The 19,218-nt window shown below is 46.6% G+C and carries 17 protein-coding genes and 1 pseudogene; 5 read left to right on the top strand and 13 right to left on the bottom strand.

Features of this window, described 5'->3' with window-relative positions:
* Nucleotides 1-184: pseudogene (locus tag RIM23_RS00600) on the top strand (RNA-guided endonuclease IscB); the annotation flags it as partial.
* Nucleotides 185-395: 211 nt separating this feature from the next.
* On the top strand, nt 396-1,079 hold the full coding sequence (locus RIM23_RS00595; protein ID WP_446363543.1) for an ATP-dependent Zn protease: 684 nt from the start codon (nt 396-398) through the stop codon (nt 1,077-1,079).
* A 297-nt stretch (nt 1,080-1,376) separates the two neighbouring features.
* Here RIM23_RS00595 and RIM23_RS00590 read toward each other — a convergent pair whose 3' ends face one another.
* From RIM23_RS00590 to RIM23_RS00575, 4 genes are all read right to left on the bottom strand, one after another.
* The gene (locus RIM23_RS00590) at nt 1,377-2,366 is read right to left on the bottom strand and encodes a GGDEF domain-containing protein (protein ID WP_446359151.1); all 990 of its coding nucleotides are present in this window, start codon (nt 2,364-2,366) and stop codon (nt 1,377-1,379) included.
* A gap of 431 nt (nt 2,367-2,797) precedes the next feature.
* On the bottom strand, nt 2,798-3,511 hold the full coding sequence (locus RIM23_RS00585; protein WP_446363541.1) for a PEP-CTERM sorting domain-containing protein: 714 nt from the start codon (nt 3,509-3,511) through the stop codon (nt 2,798-2,800).
* A 435-nt stretch (nt 3,512-3,946) separates the two neighbouring features.
* Nucleotides 3,947-4,702, bottom strand: coding sequence for a PEP-CTERM sorting domain-containing protein (locus tag RIM23_RS00580; RefSeq protein ID WP_446363539.1), 756 nt, complete (start codon nt 4,700-4,702; stop codon nt 3,947-3,949).
* 652 nt (nt 4,703-5,354) lie between these two features.
* Nucleotides 5,355-6,170, bottom strand: coding sequence for a TIGR01548 family HAD-type hydrolase (locus RIM23_RS00575; protein ID WP_446363537.1), 816 nt, complete (start codon nt 6,168-6,170; stop codon nt 5,355-5,357).
* 81 nt (nt 6,171-6,251) lie between these two features.
* On the opposite strand from RIM23_RS00575, the gene RIM23_RS00570 reads away from it, so the two are divergent.
* Nucleotides 6,252-6,551: a 30S ribosomal protein PSRP-3 gene (locus tag RIM23_RS00570; RefSeq protein WP_446338302.1), complete on the top strand. Its 300-nt coding sequence runs from the start codon at nt 6,252-6,254 to the stop codon at nt 6,549-6,551.
* A 162-nt stretch (nt 6,552-6,713) separates the two neighbouring features.
* Here RIM23_RS00570 and atpC read toward each other — a convergent pair whose 3' ends face one another.
* From atpC to RIM23_RS00555, 3 genes are all read right to left on the bottom strand, one after another.
* Entirely contained in the window at nt 6,714-7,124 is a 411-nt protein-coding gene (gene atpC / locus RIM23_RS00565) for an ATP synthase F1 subunit epsilon (RefSeq protein WP_446363535.1), read from the bottom strand.
* Nucleotides 7,125-7,286: 162 nt separating this feature from the next.
* A complete protein-coding gene (atpD, locus tag RIM23_RS00560; protein ID WP_446363533.1) occupies nt 7,287-8,735 on the bottom strand; it encodes a F0F1 ATP synthase subunit beta in 1,449 nt (482 codons plus the stop codon).
* 296 nt (nt 8,736-9,031) lie between these two features.
* Complete coding sequence (locus tag RIM23_RS00555) at nt 9,032-10,084, bottom strand: choice-of-anchor L domain-containing protein (RefSeq protein ID WP_446363531.1); 1,053 nt, start codon at nt 10,082-10,084, stop codon at nt 9,032-9,034.
* A gap of 202 nt (nt 10,085-10,286) precedes the next feature.
* Between RIM23_RS00555 and RIM23_RS00550 the strand changes: the two genes are divergently transcribed.
* Nucleotides 10,287-10,844, top strand: coding sequence for a hypothetical protein (locus tag RIM23_RS00550; protein WP_446363529.1), 558 nt, complete (start codon nt 10,287-10,289; stop codon nt 10,842-10,844).
* Nucleotides 10,845-10,962: 118 nt separating this feature from the next.
* Here RIM23_RS00550 and RIM23_RS00545 read toward each other — a convergent pair whose 3' ends face one another.
* From RIM23_RS00545 to RIM23_RS00520, 6 genes are all read right to left on the bottom strand, one after another.
* Entirely contained in the window at nt 10,963-12,165 is a 1,203-nt protein-coding gene (locus RIM23_RS00545; RefSeq protein ID WP_446363527.1) for an HhoA/HhoB/HtrA family serine endopeptidase, read from the bottom strand.
* 141 nt (nt 12,166-12,306) lie between these two features.
* The gene (locus RIM23_RS00540) at nt 12,307-14,559 is read right to left on the bottom strand and encodes a CBS domain-containing protein (protein WP_446363525.1); all 2,253 of its coding nucleotides are present in this window, start codon (nt 14,557-14,559) and stop codon (nt 12,307-12,309) included.
* 352 nt (nt 14,560-14,911) lie between these two features.
* A complete protein-coding gene (locus tag RIM23_RS00535; RefSeq protein WP_446363524.1) occupies nt 14,912-15,868 on the bottom strand; it encodes a fused MFS/spermidine synthase in 957 nt (318 codons plus the stop codon).
* Nucleotides 15,869-15,971: 103 nt separating this feature from the next.
* Nucleotides 15,972-16,367, bottom strand: coding sequence for a hypothetical protein (locus RIM23_RS00530; RefSeq protein ID WP_446356897.1), 396 nt, complete (start codon nt 16,365-16,367; stop codon nt 15,972-15,974).
* Between the two features lie 161 nt (nt 16,368-16,528).
* Nucleotides 16,529-17,017: a hypothetical protein gene (locus tag RIM23_RS00525; protein WP_446363522.1), complete on the bottom strand. Its 489-nt coding sequence runs from the start codon at nt 17,015-17,017 to the stop codon at nt 16,529-16,531.
* Nucleotides 16,963-18,696 carry a TIGR02921 family PEP-CTERM protein gene (locus tag RIM23_RS00520; protein WP_446363520.1) on the bottom strand — a complete coding sequence of 578 codons (1,734 nt, stop codon included), beginning with the start codon at nt 18,694-18,696 and terminating at the stop codon, nt 16,963-16,965. The genes RIM23_RS00525 and RIM23_RS00520 overlap by 55 nt, the downstream gene beginning before the upstream one ends.
* 284 nt (nt 18,697-18,980) lie before the next feature.
* On the opposite strand from RIM23_RS00520, the gene RIM23_RS00515 reads away from it, so the two are divergent.
* On the top strand, nt 18,981-19,218 hold a 238-nt coding region (locus tag RIM23_RS00515; RefSeq protein WP_446363545.1), incomplete at its 3' end, for a helix-turn-helix domain-containing protein.

The following is a 19,218-nucleotide window of genomic DNA, read 5'->3' as shown; positions in this document are numbered from 1 at the left end:
ACTGGTGACATTGTAAAAGCAGTTGTTACCTCTGGGAAAAAGGTTGGAACTTACGCCGGGAGGGTTGCAGTTCGCTCTACTGGTAGTTTCAATATTTCAACAACAGGTGGGCTGATTCAAGGAATTAGCCACAAATACTGTCAACAAATTCATCATTCATGATGGTTACAATTATGGTTTTTGAATATTGGAGGCTTCTTAAACCGCTACCGTGCGTTCCTCCCCGGTCTGAAGACACGGGGTTTCCCGCAACGGACGAGTTCTGATGACTTGAGTACAAAGGAACAGGAAACAAGGAACAGGAAACAAGGAACAGGGAACGGAGATCTGTAGTTATTAGAAATTAATTGCAAACTTCATAATCAACCATCAACAACGCACTTTTATATCAACTTATGCAGCAGACCACTCTCAATGTAATTGCCATTGGCATTTTCGGAATGACCCTTTCCGCCCTCCTGAGCCCAATTTTTAATATTCCACCAGCTATTCCAGCTTTGGCAACATTTGGAATTTTAGGATTGGCTACGGTAGACACTCTCAGCTTTCAAGGTAAAGGTACAACGGTACTATTAGATTGGCTGGCAAGGAGGCGCAGTGAGTATCGCGATCGCATTGTGCACCATGAAGCGGGTCATTTCCTTGTGGCTTACCTTTTGGGGATTCCGATCACGGGTTATACGCTGACAGCTTGGGAAGCCCTAAAGCAGGAACAACCGGGTTTAGGTGGCGTGCAATTTGATACTCAGCAACTCTCGCCGAATCCACTTGCCATTGGCGAAATGCGATTGACTCTGGATCGATTCTGTACCGTCTGGATGGCAGGAATTGCCGCAGAAACTCTAGTTTACGGTGAAGCGGAGGGAGGAATTGACGATTGCCAAAAATTAAAAGAGGCATTGACATTATTTAAACGTCCTGCTGGCGAATTGACCACCAAACAGCGCTGGGCGATGCTCCAAGCTCAAACTATGTTACAGGACAATTGGAAGGCTTACGAAGCCCTCGTTAAAGCTATGGCAGAACGGACATGCGTAGGCGACTGCTACCGTTTGATTCAAGAGCATTACCACAGTTAAACAGGAAGGGTACAGGGGAAGCTGGGGAAGAAAAATTAGTAAGCTGTTCGGCATTTAAACCTTAATATCAATCATGGCGCAATCCTTGTAGTGCGAGTATCTTGCTCGCTACTCATACCCAATTTAAATGTATTACAGCTTAGGGGCGGGTTTAGTCACATTTAGGTGTGGTCTAGAAAGGATAATAGTGAAACCCGCCCCTACACACAACCGTACCTTTGAGCAAAGCGAAGGGTCAAAACTCAACACTCAAAATTCAGACGTAGCAGGCTACGTCTGGTACATTAATAAAGTGTGTCAATAAAGTGTGTCATCACTGTAAAGCACTTGGTTGAGTCCTTTGGCTTTGGCACGCAAAAGGTTATGGTCAGCGCGTTTGACGAGGCTTTCGCCTTTGTGGTCATCTGAAGCCTTGAGACAAGCAATGCCAACGCTAATCGTAATCTCGATCGCGATCGTACCATCTACATTAAACGGTTGCTCGTTGATCAGGTATCGCAGGCGCTTGGCAACGATTTGAGCTTCCTCGCCGTTGGTTTGATTGAGAACCACTAAAAACTCTTCGCCGCCATACCGAAACAAAGTATCCTGTAGGCGCAGATTATGCTGGAGTCGGGTTGAGAGCAACTGCAAAAGGCGATCGCCTACTTGATGTCCATAAGTATCATTCACGGATTTGAAATGATCCACATCCATCATAATCACGCTTAAGTCAGTGATGTAGGTGCGGGCATTTTGAATTTGCCGGGGTAACTCCCATTCCATTGCCCGACGATTATTAAGTTCCGTTAAGGGATCAGCCAGAGCCAGGGTTGAGAGCACATCATTGGTTTGCAGCAGTTTTTGATAGAACTTCACACTGCGCCATCCGGCTAGGATATGGGCTTTCAGGAGCCGATATTCTGCCAACGTGCTGCCTGGATCTCCTGTTGGGGCGCAGGTTAAGGGTAGGTAAGCATCTGCACCGCCTTCTAGGGCTTCAGCACAAATAATTTGCTCCCGACGTGGATCGGGTTTACCTTCACTCAAGGGATAAGAGGGGTCATTAATTAAAATGCAATAGGTCCAGCTTAACTGCAGCTGTTCTTTAACCTGCTTACAGAGATCCAAACTACCGTTCTGAGTTGCCTGTACGATTAAAATGGCGTATTGTCTAGCTTGAACCTTACTCAGAGCATCCTCCGGATTGGCAGACGCTTCCACCTTGCCAGACGTGATCGTGCGAATCTGGTCAAGGAACGTCTTAAGGAATTGTGAATTTCCCACGATTAATACAGAAGCGTCCATTTTGGGATGTAGCTCGACAAGAGCTGAGACATTTACCCTGTGCACCTGATGTTAAAACGTTTTATACCAGAATTTGAAGCTTTGGCAGGGATTTCCCCTCTCTATCCAGAGTAGACTCTTTTTTGGACTAAGAACAGTGGTAGATGTGCTGTAGGCAGAAACTTACGCCGATCCTCTTGAGGGTTGCTACCCTGCTTTGGATGCGATCAAGAGTTCGAGTATAACTCATTTGCCCTGACTTCTACACTAACTTATCGTGCTTTGGAGCCTTCTGCCTTGGAGCCTTGTCTCCACCAATAGTGTAAGTATTCAACCGGACATGATATAACCCCACCCAAATCAACGATTTAGATGGGGGTAAAGATGGCAAAACCTCAGTCAGTGAAATACCTTCTGAGGAACCTTTGTTGGGAAAACACTGAGTTAGGAGATTATTTCTTTTGTTTGAGCTGCTTCAAGATTGAACCGACACCCAAGGAACCAATAGCTAGCAAGCCACCGATTGTACCGGGTTCAGGAACCTCTGTCTGATCATAGGTCTGAACGATTGATGAAATTTCCGCAGAACCACCCGCTTCGGCTTCAACCCGAATCTCTTTGGTAATGTTCAATTTCTTGTATGGGGTAGCTAGGTCAAAATCTTCGCCTTCTAGTGCTGGATCTTGTAGGTCTGATCCCCCTTCATAAGGATTAGACACCATTAGTTCGGCAACAATCGCACCATCGACTCTAGCCGTCTCCTTCACACTGGCTTTTCCATTCCCTGCAAAAGCTCCATTAAATGCCAGATTAATGGAGTTAATCGCCTTGGTGGGATCTAATACTTCTACATCAAAGCTAATTAAGGCTTCCAGGAACTCAGTTTCTGGTGAAGCAAAATTGGTTACAGAAAAAGGTCCTTGGATATCAATTCCAAAGGGACTGTTTTCAATGGTATTGATCTTAATTTCTTCACAACTGTTAGGAACCAGCAGTCCCGGACCAGACGTCGAGAGTGCACACTGAAAGTTACTGAATCTTTTATCTCCCACATCCAGAAAGCCGTTGCCAATCTCTCCCAATGTGATCGCCTGAGCTGGAGCGGCTAGAGTGCCTACCACTGTGACGCCTGTAACTGCCGCTGCTATTGCCCATTTATGTATCATATTATATCTCCCTAACTGAACTGGACGACTGTGAATGGCGAAGGTTTTTTAGAAGAGGTTAATCTTCTTCTCTATATTTCTCTCTCTTTAAAGATACCTTATATAAACTGGGCTGTCATTCCCTCTACAGTAAAGTTTTGGTGAATTTACGGCTTGATTAACATGAAGTTTTGGTAAACCTTGAAGTAGGCTAGAAAATTAATTGGCATACCTTTGGTACAAAGGTTTCGAGCGATCATTTGCTAAAAAGCGATCCTCCTTGATATTCAGTCGCAAAGGAAGATCGCTTGCTCTCAAGCCGTGATCAGGGCTTGGCTGATAAGAGATGAGTCCCCGTCTCCAGGAATTCTAAAAAAAATCGGGTAAGTGCTGAGTTGTACTATACCCTCTATGTTTAGCCGTACCACCCGATTGATGGGTGAATATCGCTTTGGCTTAGTTTTTGTCGTTGTCAGAGGGAAAGAAAGAAGTAAACCCACTGAATTGACGGTTGCGCTTGAACATGAAGCCAGCTCCTAAGGCACCTAACACCAGCAAGCCACCCATGGTTCCAGGTTCGGGTACCTGTTTTTTGTAGTTTTGTCCAATCAATGAAATTTCGGCTGAACTGTCTGGACCGGCTTGAAGCAAGATATCTTTGGTTATATTTAATTTTGAAACAGGGTACAGCAGATCAAAGTCTCCGGCTTCAAATGCAGGATCTTGTAAGTCTGTGCCGGCACCTGAATTGGTAACCTTGAGTTGTCCGATGATATTACCGCTCATATCACGAGCCGTCTCGGTCACACTAGCTCGCGCTAATCCCTCAAATGCTCCGTTAAAGGCAAGCTCAATATTGCTGATGTCGCTTCCATCCTTAGCCATTACATCAAAGCTGATTAAGGCATCAATGAAAGCTACTCCTGTGTTTCCTATATTGGTGGCGGAGAAGGGTCCTTGGATTTCCAGGTTAAAGGAAGGATTTGTGTGGTTTATCTTAATTTCGTCGCAACTGTTGGGAACTAGAAATGAGTTAGCGAGATTGGATTTTGCTAAGCTGCAGGTAAAGTTGCTGTAGGTGAAATGATCCGTCATGAAGGTGCCACCCCCTGACCAAATTTCTCCCAAGGTGATTGCCTGAGCGGGAGCGGCGAGAGTTCCAACTACTGTTGCGCCTGTAGCGGCGGCTGCGATTGCCCATCTGTTCATCATACTTAAACTCCTCGATAGATAACTGCGTCTAGTGTGTATCTTTCGCTTTAGGTTTTTTCTCTGCCTAAGCTAACTTCATATTACTCAAGCTTTCTGAAAGTATCCATAAAGTTACGATGAACTTTCTGTAAACTTTTCATGAAGTTCCGTCCAGGTGGGCAAGACATCCTGCTATAGGGGGATTTCTTGGGATTAACGCTCCCTGGGGGTTAGAGATTTTTAATATTACACAAGTGACTGCACGCTTTGTGCGTGGACGATGTATTTAGGATAACAAAACTTTGTCAAGATCCATTGATCAATAAGAGATGACCGTAGGGGTTTGGTAACCAAACCCCTACACCCCCATTCTCCAAATCAAGAATTCCGCTTCCTTCCCCTCGTAGGGGAGGCGTCGGGAGGGGTCTTTTCACGGGAAGTCTAGAAACCTGAGTTGGGGCGGGTTTAGTCACATCTGTTGTGCAACCAAAAAGATAGTCGTGAAAGTGAGCCCCTACAGAGGCGCCACATAACGTGAAAGTCAGATCTATAAGGGGGACGGGAGGGGGACGGAAAATAACTATATTCCGCTTCCCTTCCCTTGTAGGGTTCTATGAGGGGTTTGGGAGGGGAGGGAGTTAATTGACCAACAGTATCCTTGAGTTCTTAGCGGTTAAAGCAATTGCTGAATTTGTTCAGGGGTAATCTGCTCAACATTGCTAAAAACTTGAGCCGCACCTGCTTTTTGTAAAGTTTGCTGGTATGCACAAAGACGCTCGGTTGTTTCCTGAACGTGTGGCGGGAGAACACCAACACCAACCCAGGTTCTTTCTGGATGAAGAGTTTTAGCTGCCTTAACCGTGTACATATCAGCCACGGTATCTCCTACATAAATGGTGGGTAATGGTTGCTCAATCTGGTGCTGCTGCTGAAGCTGGTTAATTACCGCCAATAGTCCTGTCGGATCAGGTTTACCAGGTGCATCTTCCATCGCCACGAGTACGGGGGCTGGCAAACCTAGACGTTTTGAAAGAGCATAAAGTGCTTCATTTCGTGTCGCCCCACTGAAAAAGCCCCATAAAATACCGGCTGAGGTTAGATGTTCAAGATAGTTAGGTTGGAGGAGTAATGGTTCATGACAGATGTATCCTGTCCAATGATTTGGATCACTGCCTCGGTAGCGAGCATTAAAAAAGGCAATCAGGCTATCATAATCTAGGGCAACCTGCGATCGCGCCTGACCTCGCTGCTCAAAGTGGCGATAGATGAGTTCCCGTGAGGCATCCCAATCGTTGTTCCATAACCCTTCGGATTTGAGGTGGTCAATCTCGGCTGAAGACGGGCGATACACTCCGGCGGTAAAATGCTCAACTGTATCTGCGATCGCTCTCCGGTAAGATCCACTCACATCCCGAACGACACCATCGATATCGAAAACCACAATCGCTCGTCCAGACCCTGATTTTATCCTTGATTCTAAATTTGTCAATGTGAAATTATTGATCGTACATTAATTATAAGATACTTGATCTATTCTTGATCTATTCTTGATCTATTCTTGGAGGTTTGTTTGTCTAAATTTATCTTAAAAGTTCTCTGGTTAGAAGAGAATGTAGCACTCGCCGTCGATCAAGTCGTGGGTAAAGGAACTAGCCCACTGACATCCTACTTTTTCTGGCCCCGTAACGATGCTTGGGAACAAATCAAAAACGAACTGGAAGCTAAACATTGGATTAGCGAAGCAGATCGCATTGAGTTGCTCAACACAGCCACTGAAGTAATTAACTACTGGCAAGAAGAAGGTAAAAATCGTCCCATGAATGAAGCTCAGGCAAAATTCCCCGAAATAACCTTTACAGGCAGCGCCTAGAGCGTCGGTTCAGCCATAGGGGTTAGTAGAGACGTTCCATGCATAGTCTCTAGTTTTCCTCACTGATGCCTCATCTGACTGAATTGATTATACAAGGGAGCTATCCAGCCAGTTAATGTGTGGATAGCTCCTTTGTTTTTCACAGGTCATGCTAGCTTAGCATCAAACCATACCACCCGCCGCTTGAAAGCGAGCTCTTGCCCTCTTTAAAGCTTGCGTGGCTTGAATTTTCTCTTGCCGATTCTCGCTGGTTTGGACTTGCTCGAGACGCTCTTGGGCTTGAGAGAAAGCTTCCCGTGCTGCTTCCTTATCAATCGTCTCTCCCCGTTCCGCCCCATTGACGAGAATAGTTACTTCATTATTTTCAACTTCGGCAAATCCACCCATAAGTGCGATGGGTATCCAGTCTTTGGCGGAACGAACTCGCATCACCCCAATGTCCAGTGCAGATAACAGCGGGGCGTGACCCATCAAGATACCCAGTTGACCCGTCGTGCTGGGCAAAATTACTTCTTCAGCCTCAGAATCCCAGACAGTTTTGTCCGGAGCAATAACTCGAACCGTTAAGCTCATAATCTGTTAGTCGTCCTTTGTCATACTCGCGCTGCGTTAATCAAGCTACTTGACATCCGTCCTTGAAAGACGGGGAGTCTGAACCCAAATTTCCGGTGATTAGTCATTAGTCATCAGCTTGGAGGAGCAAACATGACTAATGACTCAAAACGAAAGAAGAGATTAACCTTTCATCTTCTCAGCTTTAGCGATCACTTGATCAATATCACCGACCAGGTAGAATGCCTGTTCGGGCAGGTCATCCAATTCTCCATTCAGAATCATTTGGAATCCCTTAATCGTTTTTTCAAGAGAAACGTACTGACCGGCCAAACCGGTAAATACTTCCGCCACAAAGAAGGGCTGAGATAAGAAGCGCTCAATCTTCCGCGCCCGAGCAACCGTCTGACGGTCATCTTCTGACAATTCATCTAAGCCCAGAATCGCAATAATATCCTGGAGTTCCTTGTAGCGCTGTAGGGTTGACTGCACAGCACGCGCCGTTTGGTAATGTTCTTCACCCACGATATTGGGTTGGAGCATTGTCGAAGTTGAATCTAGGGGGTCTACGGCTGGGTAGATTCCCTTTGAGGCTAAAGCACGAGATAATACCGTCGTCGCATCTAGGTGAGCGAAGGTGGTTGCTGGTGCTGGGTCGGTTAAGTCGTCGGCTGGAACATAGACCGCTTGAATCGAGGTAATTGATCCTTCTTTGGTTGAAGTAATCCGCTCTTGCAGTTCACCCATTTCTGTAGCCAATGTGGGCTGATATCCCACAGCCGAAGGCATCCGACCGAGGAGTGCAGATACTTCTGAACCCGCTTGCACAAACCGGAAGATATTGTCGATGAACAGTAGCACGTCTTGCTTGTTGACATCACGGAAATGTTCCGCCATCGTCAACGCCGCCAGACCGACACGCATCCGGGCACCGGGGGGTTCGTTCATCTGACCGTAAACCAGGGCCACTTTAGATTGGCTGAGGTCTTCTTCGTTGATAACCTTTGACTCTTTAAATTCGTTGTAAAGGTCATTTCCTTCGCGGGTGCGTTCGCCAACACCACCAAATACGGATACACCCCCGTGAGCTTTGGCAATATTGTTGATCAGTTCTTGAATGATCACGGTTTTACCAACACCCGCTCCACCAAACAACCCAACTTTACCTCCGCGACGGTAGGGCGCTAGCAAGTCTACAACCTTAATCCCCGTTTCAAAAATCGACGGTTTGGTTTCCAGTTCGGTGAATTTAGGAGCAGAACGGTGAATCGGCGATCGATCTTCGGTATTGACCGGACCCAATTCATCGACAGGTTCGCCTAACACGTTAAAAATTCGTCCCAGGGTAGCACCGCCGACGGGAACACAAATGGCTGCACCCGTGTCTACTGCTTCCATCCCTCGAACTAAGCCGTCCGTACCACTCATGGCAACGGCTCGGACTTTGTTATCACCGAGTAACTGCTGCACTTCACAGGTTACCGCAACATCCTGTCCTGCTGCATTCTTACCTTCAATTTTCAAGGCATTGTAAATCCTGGGCATTTTGCCGCCAGGAAACTCAACATCGACAACAGGTCCGATGATTTGAGTAATAACGCCTGTGTTTGTCTTTTCTGTGGTGGCTACCATGCTTGCGTCTATAAGTGATTGATGTTTCTTTACAAAGAAAGTTGATCGGTCGTGAGCTATTCAATCAAAGCTGGCTCTTGCGAGTTCCCGCCTCAACGTTAGCCAAGTGAGCCGAAGGTTAGTAGGTGGGAGTCGTGCTTCAGCACTTAACAATACCGTTCTCTAGATTACCACTTATAGGCGATCGCAAACCCAATAGCCATTTAGGGTATGCAACTGTAATCAAATACTTACCCAAAGCTACTCATGTTTGGACTTTTTGGGTAAGTCTTATGTAACGGATTAGCTGCTCCCATTCAGTATTCTTGGCATTGAGTTTGCTGTTTGCGTCTAAGCCGTGTCAGAACGCCTACAGTTGCCACTCCCAGCAATCCGATTACCCCCGATGGTTCTGGCACACTCTTGGGTTCCGGCTCATCCGGGGGAAATAAAGTTCCAGGGTCATCTGAGGGAAATTGAGGTTCATTAGGCGGCTCTTGAGTGGGTTGAGGTTTTATTTGTGGCGGTTTTGTCCCCAGAGACTTGCCTTTGATGAAGACAGCCGAGTCTAATATGCCATCACCCCAATCAGCTACATTAATCTTGATCGTATTTCGGCTATTTTTTATGAGCTGACCCTCAAAGGTCAAATTTTTGGTAAACCCATCCAGCTTCGTATTGATACCAGACCCTACAGGATTATAAATAAAGTCAGGGTGATACGAGGTCTCGTCGTTGGGGTCAGGCACTAAATTGTTGATCGTAACGGCTTGACCATCGCTTAACAGAGCCAAGGACTGTCCATTCAACCACATTGTAAACGAATCGTTAAAATCAGTCCCGCCAAATTCGACAAATTCTTCTGAACCAAAAACATATTGAAAAAATAACTTTTCTACGCTATCGTCAGCATCAAAGCTGAGTTCCAAAGTCATGTTATCCCCTTGCATCCCTATTGCCCTATCTTCAGGGGAGGAACCTGCCGCCGGATCTACAGGGGGAGGGCTTTGTGGCTCAAAATCTGTACTCAAGTCGCTTAGATCTCCCCCGTGAAAATCTACTCCTCCATCTTCCTCGTTTAGTCCAGGTAAGTCTGCGACTTTGCCCGTACTCAAAACGATGCCCTCACCCAGACCAAAGGGATCGTTGTTGAAAATGCCAAAGGCATCATCATTAACTCTTTGCAGATCATCGTAAACTGTTAAACCAAAGTTACTCAGTCCAGCCGTATCCCCTAGCAAAGCATTAAGTAAATCTTGGGCATTGCTATTGGGTGTGATTGTAAATGCCATCGCTGGCAGTCCCCCTAAGCTCAGAATAGCCGTTGTTGCAATAGTGATCGTTGTTGTCTTGATTGGTAGAAGCCCCATTGTTTTTCCCTCCTTAAAGGAAAATAGTCGCATAGTGTTCTCACGGATTTCAAGCTCTTCGGCTTGTCTTCACAGAAATAACACATTAATGTAAACTTTTGTTAAAAATAGGGGTTAAAATAATTTTCTTGTATTCTCCATTTTACTCTGTAATACAAGTAATTGATTGCTCGGCTCTAACACTGAGCAAAATTCCCTTCCGATGCAAAAAGCAGTTATCATTTGTCCCGGTATCCACAATCCACAGTTGACACAAGAGTTTTTAGCGGGGTGGCAACGCTGTGACTCTGGAAATACATGGCGTGTTCAGCAATTATTAATATTTAATAGCCAAGAGTATCCAGCTTATTCAGCTATTCATATTTTGAACTATTTGCAGCGTCATATTACCCCAGGGAACACCTCCCTTACTTTTATCAGTTTTAGTGCCGGAGTGGTGGGGGCGATTGGTGCAGCATGGGGATGGCAGATGCTTGGGGGAACCGTGAAAGCTTTGGTGGCGTTGGATGGGTGGGGTGTGCCACTCTATGGAACCTTTCCCATTTATCGGCTGAGTCACGATTATTTTACCCACTGGAGTTCTGCCTTATTGGGGAGTGGCGGGAGTCGTTTTTATGCTGACCCCGCCGTAGAGCATCTAAAGTTATGGGAAAAGCCGGATAATTGTCCAGGGTGGAGGGTGCAGCGAGGTAGAAATGGGGGAGAATGGCGACGTTATATGACGGCAGCTGAGTTTGTGGTGCAACTCGTGCAGGATTAGCCGTTTTCGGATCGATAATCGGTATAACTCTAGCCATCAACGCCAGAGTTGATGGGTAATAGAATGGCTGACGCTGCCTTAGGCGTCTTCAATCAATAAGAAAGAATGAAGTAGTCTTCTATTGTAACTCATTCACCGGAAACGATCCAGGTTTAACCACAATCATTTTCGTTTTCCCCTGACGATTCACTTCAATATCGAGATTCGCCCCCACCTCACTCGCTTCTACTTCCTCTTGTACATCCGAAGCCGTTTTAATCTGTTTTCCACCAACTTTTTGAATAATATCGCCCGGTTCAAGACCCGCTTGTTGAGCTGGGGAACTGGGAACGACGCGGACGATTAAGACGCCTTGATCTTGAGTCACCTTTAAAGCAGCATCTTGATCCTGATTAATTTCTTTGCGTAACTCGGGGGTTAATGTTACCATCTGAATTCCCAGATAAGGATGGTCCACCCGACCTTTTTCAAAAAGCTGTTCAGCAATGCGTTGAGCGGTTTCAATGGGAATGGCAAAGCCCAATCCTTGAGCATTGGCGCGAATGGCAGTATTAATGCCAATAACTTCACCACTGGCATTTAATAGCGGTCCTCCAGAATTCCCTGGATTAATTGCGGCATCAGTTTGGATAAAGCTTACTCGTTTTTCGGGAACACCAACCTGAGAACTCGATCGCCCCAAAGCGCTAATAATGCCTACAGTTACGGTATTATCTAAACCCAGAGGATTACCGATCGCAATTGCCCACTCGCCGGGAATCAACTGTTCGGCTTTACCCAAGCGGACGGTTGGCAAATTCTCTGCCTCAATTTTAATAATTGCCACATCGGTCACCGGGTCTGCACCCAACACCCGACCCTCTAACGTCCGCCCATCCTTGAGCGTAACCTTGACGATATCCGCCCCGTCGATAACATGAGCATTGGTAATAATTCGCCCATCCGACTCCAGAATAAAACCCGATCCCGTTCCCCGTTCTACGCGAGGTTCAGGAACAGGCATCTCATTGCCAAAAAAGCGGCGGAAGAAGGGATTTCTAAAGGCTTCGGGAACGTCTTGACTGACCTGACGCGCCGCATCAATTCTCACCACCGCAGGTCCTACTTGCTCGACGGCTTGGGCAATAAAATTGAGATTGGCAGGACCAGAACGATTGGTGCGTCGAGTTGGGGATAAGGGTTCCAATACCGCAGGCATCGCTTCTGGAGGATTGAGTCCTTGAGGCTGAGCTATGAGGTAGCGACTGCCCAAAACCCCTGCTCCACCGCCTAAGCCTAGCAAGGTCAGATAAACGGTTAGCTGCTTTAAAGATAAACTCATGGTCTTGAAAACTATGGGATAGTTTTTGCAGGGGTTGACAAGCGCGATCGCAACTCGCCAATGGCGCTCTTGTTGCTGCCTTTAATTGTACAACCTTTTAAGAGTGCCTCTGCTCCCCTGCTTCCCCTGCTTCCTAATTTTCTACTGGGGAGAGAGCATCAATGAATGATGATGCTGTCGCAGGGGAATTTCAATCACAAACTCACTGCCTTGCCCCGGTTCAGAATTACATTGAAGACATCCCCCATGTTTTTCCACGATAATCTGATAGCTAATCGACAAACCCAAACCCGTGCCTTTGCCTACAGGTTTGGTGGTGAAAAACGGATCAAATAGACGCTGACGCACAACCTCACTCATCCCAGACCCATTATCAGCAATGCGGATCACCACCCATGGATTCACTGACGACGATTGTGCTTGAGATTTTGGACGCCTGACTTGTTTAATCGCCGTATGAATAACAATAGTGGGATAAGGACTAGAGGATTGTCCATCAGACAACTGGGCTTGAGCATTTAAGCGTCTCAACTCTTCGAGGGCATCAATGGCATTACTCAGCAGATTCATAAAGACTTGGTTGAGTTGTCCCGGATAACATTCCACCAAGGGTAAATCCCCGTATTCCTTCACCAATTGCACTTCAACCAAACCGGGCGTCGCTTTGAGCTGATTTTGTAGAATCAACAACGTATTATCTAGTCCCTCGTGCAAATCCACCGATTTCATCTCGGCTTGATCCAAGCGGGAGAAATTCCGTAACGACAGCACCAAGTTGCGAATGCGATCGGCACCTAGTTTCATGGAGTTTATTAGTTTAGGCAGGTCAGTTTTGACAAACTCCAAGTCAATGTCTTGGGTGGTTTCTTGAATTTCGGGTACAGGCTGGGGATATTGCTGCTCATAGAGTTCCAGCAGCCCCATCACATCCTGAACGTACTGAGAAGCGTAAGCGATATTGCCGTAAATAAAATTAATCGGATTATTAATTTCGTGAGCCACACCAGCAACCAGTTGTCCTAAAGACGACATTTTTTCAGTCTGAATCAACTGACTTTGATAAGAATGCAGTTGCTGGATCATCCGCTTGAGTTCGCGGGTTTGTTTTTTTAATTGGGCTTCACTTTGCCGCAGAGCTGTTTCTACCCGCTGGCGTTCGAGAATATCCTGCTGAAGCTGGACATTAGCTTGAGTGAGCTGTGCTGTGCGCTGTTCAATTTGAATTTTCAATTGATCATGGGACTTTTGCAGGGCTAAGTCCGCTCGCTGGCGCTCCCCTATTTCATGGCGCAGTCGTTCATTCGTCTGGGCTAATTCAGAGGTTCTTTCCTCTACCGCCTGTTGCAGTAGTTCGATTACTCCATACATTTCCACCGGGTTAAGCACTTGCAGCAGGCTGGTTTGGGAAACGATTCCCACTAATTCTCCCTGATTTGAGCGAACCACCAACCGTCGCACCCGATGCTGCTGCATTTTTTCGTGGGCTAGCCACAAGGAATCCGAGGGACACAGACAAAATAGCGGCGTACTCATCGCCTCTTGAGCCTTCAGGCGCGATAAATCCAGTTCTAGTGCCTGAAACTGGACAATATCGCGTTCAGTGACAATTCCCACAGGAATTAGGGACTGAGAATGAAGCATTGGGCATGGACAAACTTGAGTCAAAGGAACAGAATGTCCGGTTTGGCTGAGGGTGGCTTGTTCCTGATACTGAATTTCTGGAACTTTGAGTTGAGTAATCACCACGCAACTAACCTGATGCTCTGTCATTAGCTGTGCTAACTGTAGCACCGATGTGGTCACGGGTACATGAATCACTGCTGTGGTCATCACATCTTGCACACAGCGTAATCGCGTCAGTAGATTCACCGGTTGCAGCGCTTTGCGAATACTCTCATGAGTCACAATTCCCATAGGTTGCCCTTGCTCATTGACAATCGGCAGGTGACGAATCCGATGCTGGCGTAAGAGTCCCAATGCGGTAAAGATATCGTGAGACGGTGACGGTTGCAGCATAATCGCGGGTTGAGTCATGGTTTGGGCAATATTGACTCGGCTTAAGGGAAGACCCGCAGCGGCTAACTTAACGATATCGCGCTCGGTGAATATTCCCACCAGTCGCCCTCCCTCCATCACCAATACACAACCTGCCGCCGTATCAGCGATACCAAAAGCTGTATCTTCTTCCTGAGATAAACATGAAATTTTTGGCAGATTTCCTAGGCTTTGACTAATGTCAGTTGCTAACGCCTGGGTGGGTAACCGGCAACTGCGAAATCGACTCATGAGCGCCAAGACATCCCCCAGAGGGGTATCTGGTGTGACGGTCAAAAAATGAGCATCAATTGCTGGTTCTAGCGCTAAGGAATGAAAAGGCAGACCACTCGGCTGCATGAGCAATGTCTCTGGGGTGATGATTGGCGTAGCTGGATAGAGTTACGGAGATGGGAAGTGAACACTAAGGGTTAGACAGAGCTTGACAATTTGGCTTAGTTATGGTAATTGCTGTTTTATAGCTATGGCAGCTATTCGCCTGCCAAGGAGGAGCTTAAATTGGGAACTATAGAAATATGAGAGTTGCACCCTAGAAATCTGTAGAACTTCAATCACTCCGTTTTATAGGCAATTTTACGCTGTGGCTTGACCTGTTTCTGCCTGTTTTTTTTAAGGTTGTAATAAATCATTACATTCACACTGAACTCTCCCTGGTATAAATACCAGGGATTCTCAACAGATATTGGATCAATCAAGATTGAGACGATTGACCCAATGTTCCCTTGCCAAAGAATTTCGGCGGTTCATTTAAGGTGTATACCTGAGTGGCAGAAGCGATCGCCTGACGGATATAGACAGGGGTTTGTAACACTCCTAATAACCCTACGCCGTCGATTAGGCGCAACCCCCCGGTTGTGTTTTCTTGCAAACGTTGGTCAACAGTGGCAGGTAGGGGTTGAGTATCAATGGCTTGGAGAGAGCCGATCACAAATCCCCACGGCTCACCGTAGGTGGGGGTGTAGCAACAATAGGAATGTACATTGGGAAAAACGGTGTTTAGGGTGTGCACTAGACGACCATGGGCTTTGACGGAGACAGGTCCAACGGGTCCGGCTTGTAGGACTAAAAACCCATCAGGTGTTAAAACTCGCTGGACTTTCTCAAAAAACTCTTTGGTAAAAAGTTTATAGGATGGTCCTTCTTCAATCGGATCAGACAGATCGGATATGATAATATCCCACTGTTGCTCCATGTTGTCTAACACCTCTAGAGCATCGCCAATCACCAATTGAGTCCGAGGATCATCAAAGGCATTTTGGTGCATTTCCGGCAGGTGTTGTCGGCAAGCATCCACAACCTCACCATCAATATCCACCATCATCACCCGCTCAACTGTTTTCCAGCGTAGGATTTCGCGCACCGTTGCGCCTTCACCCCCTCCCAAGACAAGAACATGGCGTGGATTAGGGTGAGTGATCATCACAGGCTGAACCAAGGCTTCATGGTAAATAAACTCATCGCCCGTACAGGACTGCCATTTGCCGTCTAAAACTAAGCCTTTGCCATAAGCTCCTGTTTCAACAATATACATCTCCTGATAGGCGGTTTTTTTGTAAGCCAAAACCTTGGTAATCCCATGAACATACATATCCCAAGGTGTGATGTACTCGCTTATCCACAAATCAGCACTAACATGACTGCCAGCCATATAGCCCCCTCCTTCCTAAGTTACACCGATCGTCATTATTGCAGAAATAGCCAACAGACAACAGGTAACGGGAACATCCCAGTTTGACATCGTAGCCGATGATCTAAGCTGAATCGAACAAGGTGAGAATTTGCTTAAATAGAGGTTCATGAGCGCGAGTTTGTAAAATGGCGCGAGCTACTTCGATAAACTTATGATCTCGTTGGTTGTTATACTCAATCAATTTACTGGCTGGATGAAACGTCAGATCATCAGCTTCTAATTCATTAGTACTTCCCGTTTGTAAACCCGAAAACCTCGGTCTCCAGGAGATGGATTTACCCCGCAAGGTAAATTGAAACCACTCAATTTGGTCGTGGCGAAGTTCAACCACTACGTCGAAATAAGGCTCACCTCCTTGATACCAAACTTTGGTAATTCCCTCTTTCGCTGGGCTTAATATCCCTGGATCGATCTGTCTGAGGGAAGCCCCTAATCGTTTAATTTCATCTTGATCCATCTGCGTCACGAATTTGGGTCTCAGCTCCCTGGTATATCCCCATAAAGGTAAGCTGATCGCTAAAACTATATACTGGATACGCCCATATCGCCAATGACTCCGGATTTCTAGGTGGAGAGAGGAAATTTGCCGCCACCTATCAAGTGATTGATGTTGAACCTTTACGATGACCTCTGATTCAATCCTTGCTGGCGTTTGAGGCATAGGATCAGCGCGATCGCTAACAGACCCATGACCATGCCCGGTTCGGACACGCTGACGGAATTAGCATTGTTTGGCTGAGGGAGCTGTTCTTTTCCGTCTTCCACCTTACGGTCAAAACGATCATTTTCGGCTTCGGCTTTCTTCAGTGCCTCTCGCTGCTCATCATTGACGAGGACAATCATTGATGAGTAGGGCGTCACCAATTTATAGGTTTTGGCGATCGCATGAATGGCATCCAGTTGAGCCAGTTGATCTCCCTTTATCTGTTGACTCAATCCTTTGACGAGTTGTCTGGCGGCTAATGGATCAAAACCCTTGTTAGCTGTGGTTTCACTGGGAATTTTTGCCATCGACCAAGCATAGCCATCCACAACACTCACCACCGATGGAGCTAATGCTGCCTTTGTTGCCAGTCGCTGCAAGACCTCTGGGAGTTCTGTAGACACACCCCCCCACTATCTTGAATGGCTTTTAACGTCCCATCATCATAAGCAGGTGGCAACGCGCCTAGATGCACCATCCATAACGGTGCAGGCATGTCTAGCCCATCTTTACTGTCCTCGGATAACTCATAACTCCCCTCATCCGTTACCAGTAAAATACCATCATAAGGCGTATCACCTTGTAATTGGAGAAACTGTTGCAGCATCTCCCGATATTGGATTGTGCCATAGAAGGTGATCTTTGCCGGATTAAACGTCTGGATATTGTCGATACGCTGAGGTTGTTTCCCCGCAGCAGCCGTAACGTACAAATCGGCATCATTGTTGGCAAAGGTGTTATCCGCGAAGCCCTGTTGGTTTAACCAATTGAAGGTTTTTATCAGTGCTTTCACCTGGGCTGACATACTGCGCGAACTATCCACCACGACAGCAAACCGCTTGCCTTGGGGTAAGGCGTAATCCTCTTGAGCGAGTGGCTTTGCTGTAAGCTGGTAACCCTCTGGGAAATTCACTTGATGGACTTTTGGCTGCTGCTGATCGGTGGCTCTTAAAAATGGAGGAAGCCACTCATCTTCAGACGTTGCGATCGCGTCTCCATTTCCCAAGCGTTGGGTGTCCTTTGTCCAGAAGATATTCCGTTTCTCTGCTAATCGAGGCAGCGCCCATCCCTGTGCTTGTCGCATCACGTTATAAGTTAACCACAGATGCATTTGCGTGGGGCGTTCGGTTGAATTTCTTTGTTCCCGAAATGATAATTTGGGCGGAACGGGGAAGGCTCTGAGGCGATAAAGGCGGGGTCCCACCTGTTCGAGTAACGCTGGATCAACGGGTCGCGATCGCCTCACCTGAGAATTGTAAACCTTTTGCGCCGCCCCCCGTGGTGAAACTTTAAATGGGAAACTTTGCGATCGCTTATCGGTGTCCCCCAGCCACAAACCTGTAATTGTGGCGCTTTCGGGTAAAGAAAAGTAGTAGAGTATTTCCTCTACATCATTGGTTTGGTTTTCATACACCTCGTAGAGTTCCACATCCGCCCAATCCCCGTGTTCGGTAACGCTGACTTGTTGCGATCGCAGCCATACCTTTTTCTGGTTAATATTCAAGACACCTGCCTTTGCCTCGTCTACAATTGCCGTAGATTGCAAGGCGCGTTGTACTGCCTTGCGCTCGGCTTTTTGGATGGGAGTGTCAAAGAATTCGGCGTAGAGTTTTTCGGCTTTTTCGATATCTGAACGAGAACCGTTGTACAAAAACGGCGACATCAGTTGGTTATAACTCACTTGTAAAAACAGGCAAAGCGACTCTGGTAAACCAAAGACGCTACGATACATCGTCTGGATATGGTTATTTTCTTCTATGGGACTGATATAGCGATAGGAGGACAAATAGGCGTTCAGCAGTCCGGTGCGAATCACCTGCGACTGGGTTAAGACGGCTGTTCTGGCGCTATCGGTTTGGGCGGGTTGAGCTAACAGTTTAAATGCCTTGACCTGGGGCTGTGTCGTGAATGAGATAAACAGAATCATCCAGACACTGATTACAGCAACAGTACCCTGAAACGTGGTTTTTTTGCCATACTGGGAGGCAAATTTGTTTATGATACGATACCCGGATTGAACATATAAGGCGGCTAGTGCCGAGGGCAAGCAAAAAGGTAAGATTCCAGAACCAAAAGATAGCATGGCTGGTTGTGTGGAGTAATGTTTTCAGGGTTGTGTTTTTTTTCATAAAACCCAATGATATAAGTTAGGATTTTTCCGGAAGACCGGGGATTGTTGTTTAGTCTTCAAATATAATCTGCCATTTTATCTTAGCAGGGGTTTGGGGAGTCGTAAGACCCACGCTGTAATCTGTGATTCAGCGCTCTTGATACACGACTCCCCAAGGTTAATTTAGGTAACTCAATGTTGCCTAAATTAACATTTACAGCTAGGCAGCTCTCTAATAAATGTCTTATGATAGGGGTATGCTGACATTTAACTATTGCTACCGAATCTACCCAGATGCCACCACTGAACAACGGTTAATTGAGTGGATGGAAATTTGCCGCCGTGCCTACAACCATGCACTGGGGGAGATAAAGGATTGGTGCAATAGCCGCAAATGTTTGATTGATAGATGTTCCCTGGTGCATGAGTACATCATCCCAGCAGATACCCCATTTCCCGGTGAACTAAGGCAGCTTAACAATTTGCCAAAGGCTA

The sequence above is a fragment of the Coleofasciculus sp. G3-WIS-01 genome (genome assembly GCF_040223135.1).
Lineage (GTDB): Bacteria > Cyanobacteriota > Cyanobacteriia > Cyanobacteriales > Coleofasciculaceae > Coleofasciculus.
This window is presented reverse-complemented; position numbering and strand designations above follow the sequence as displayed.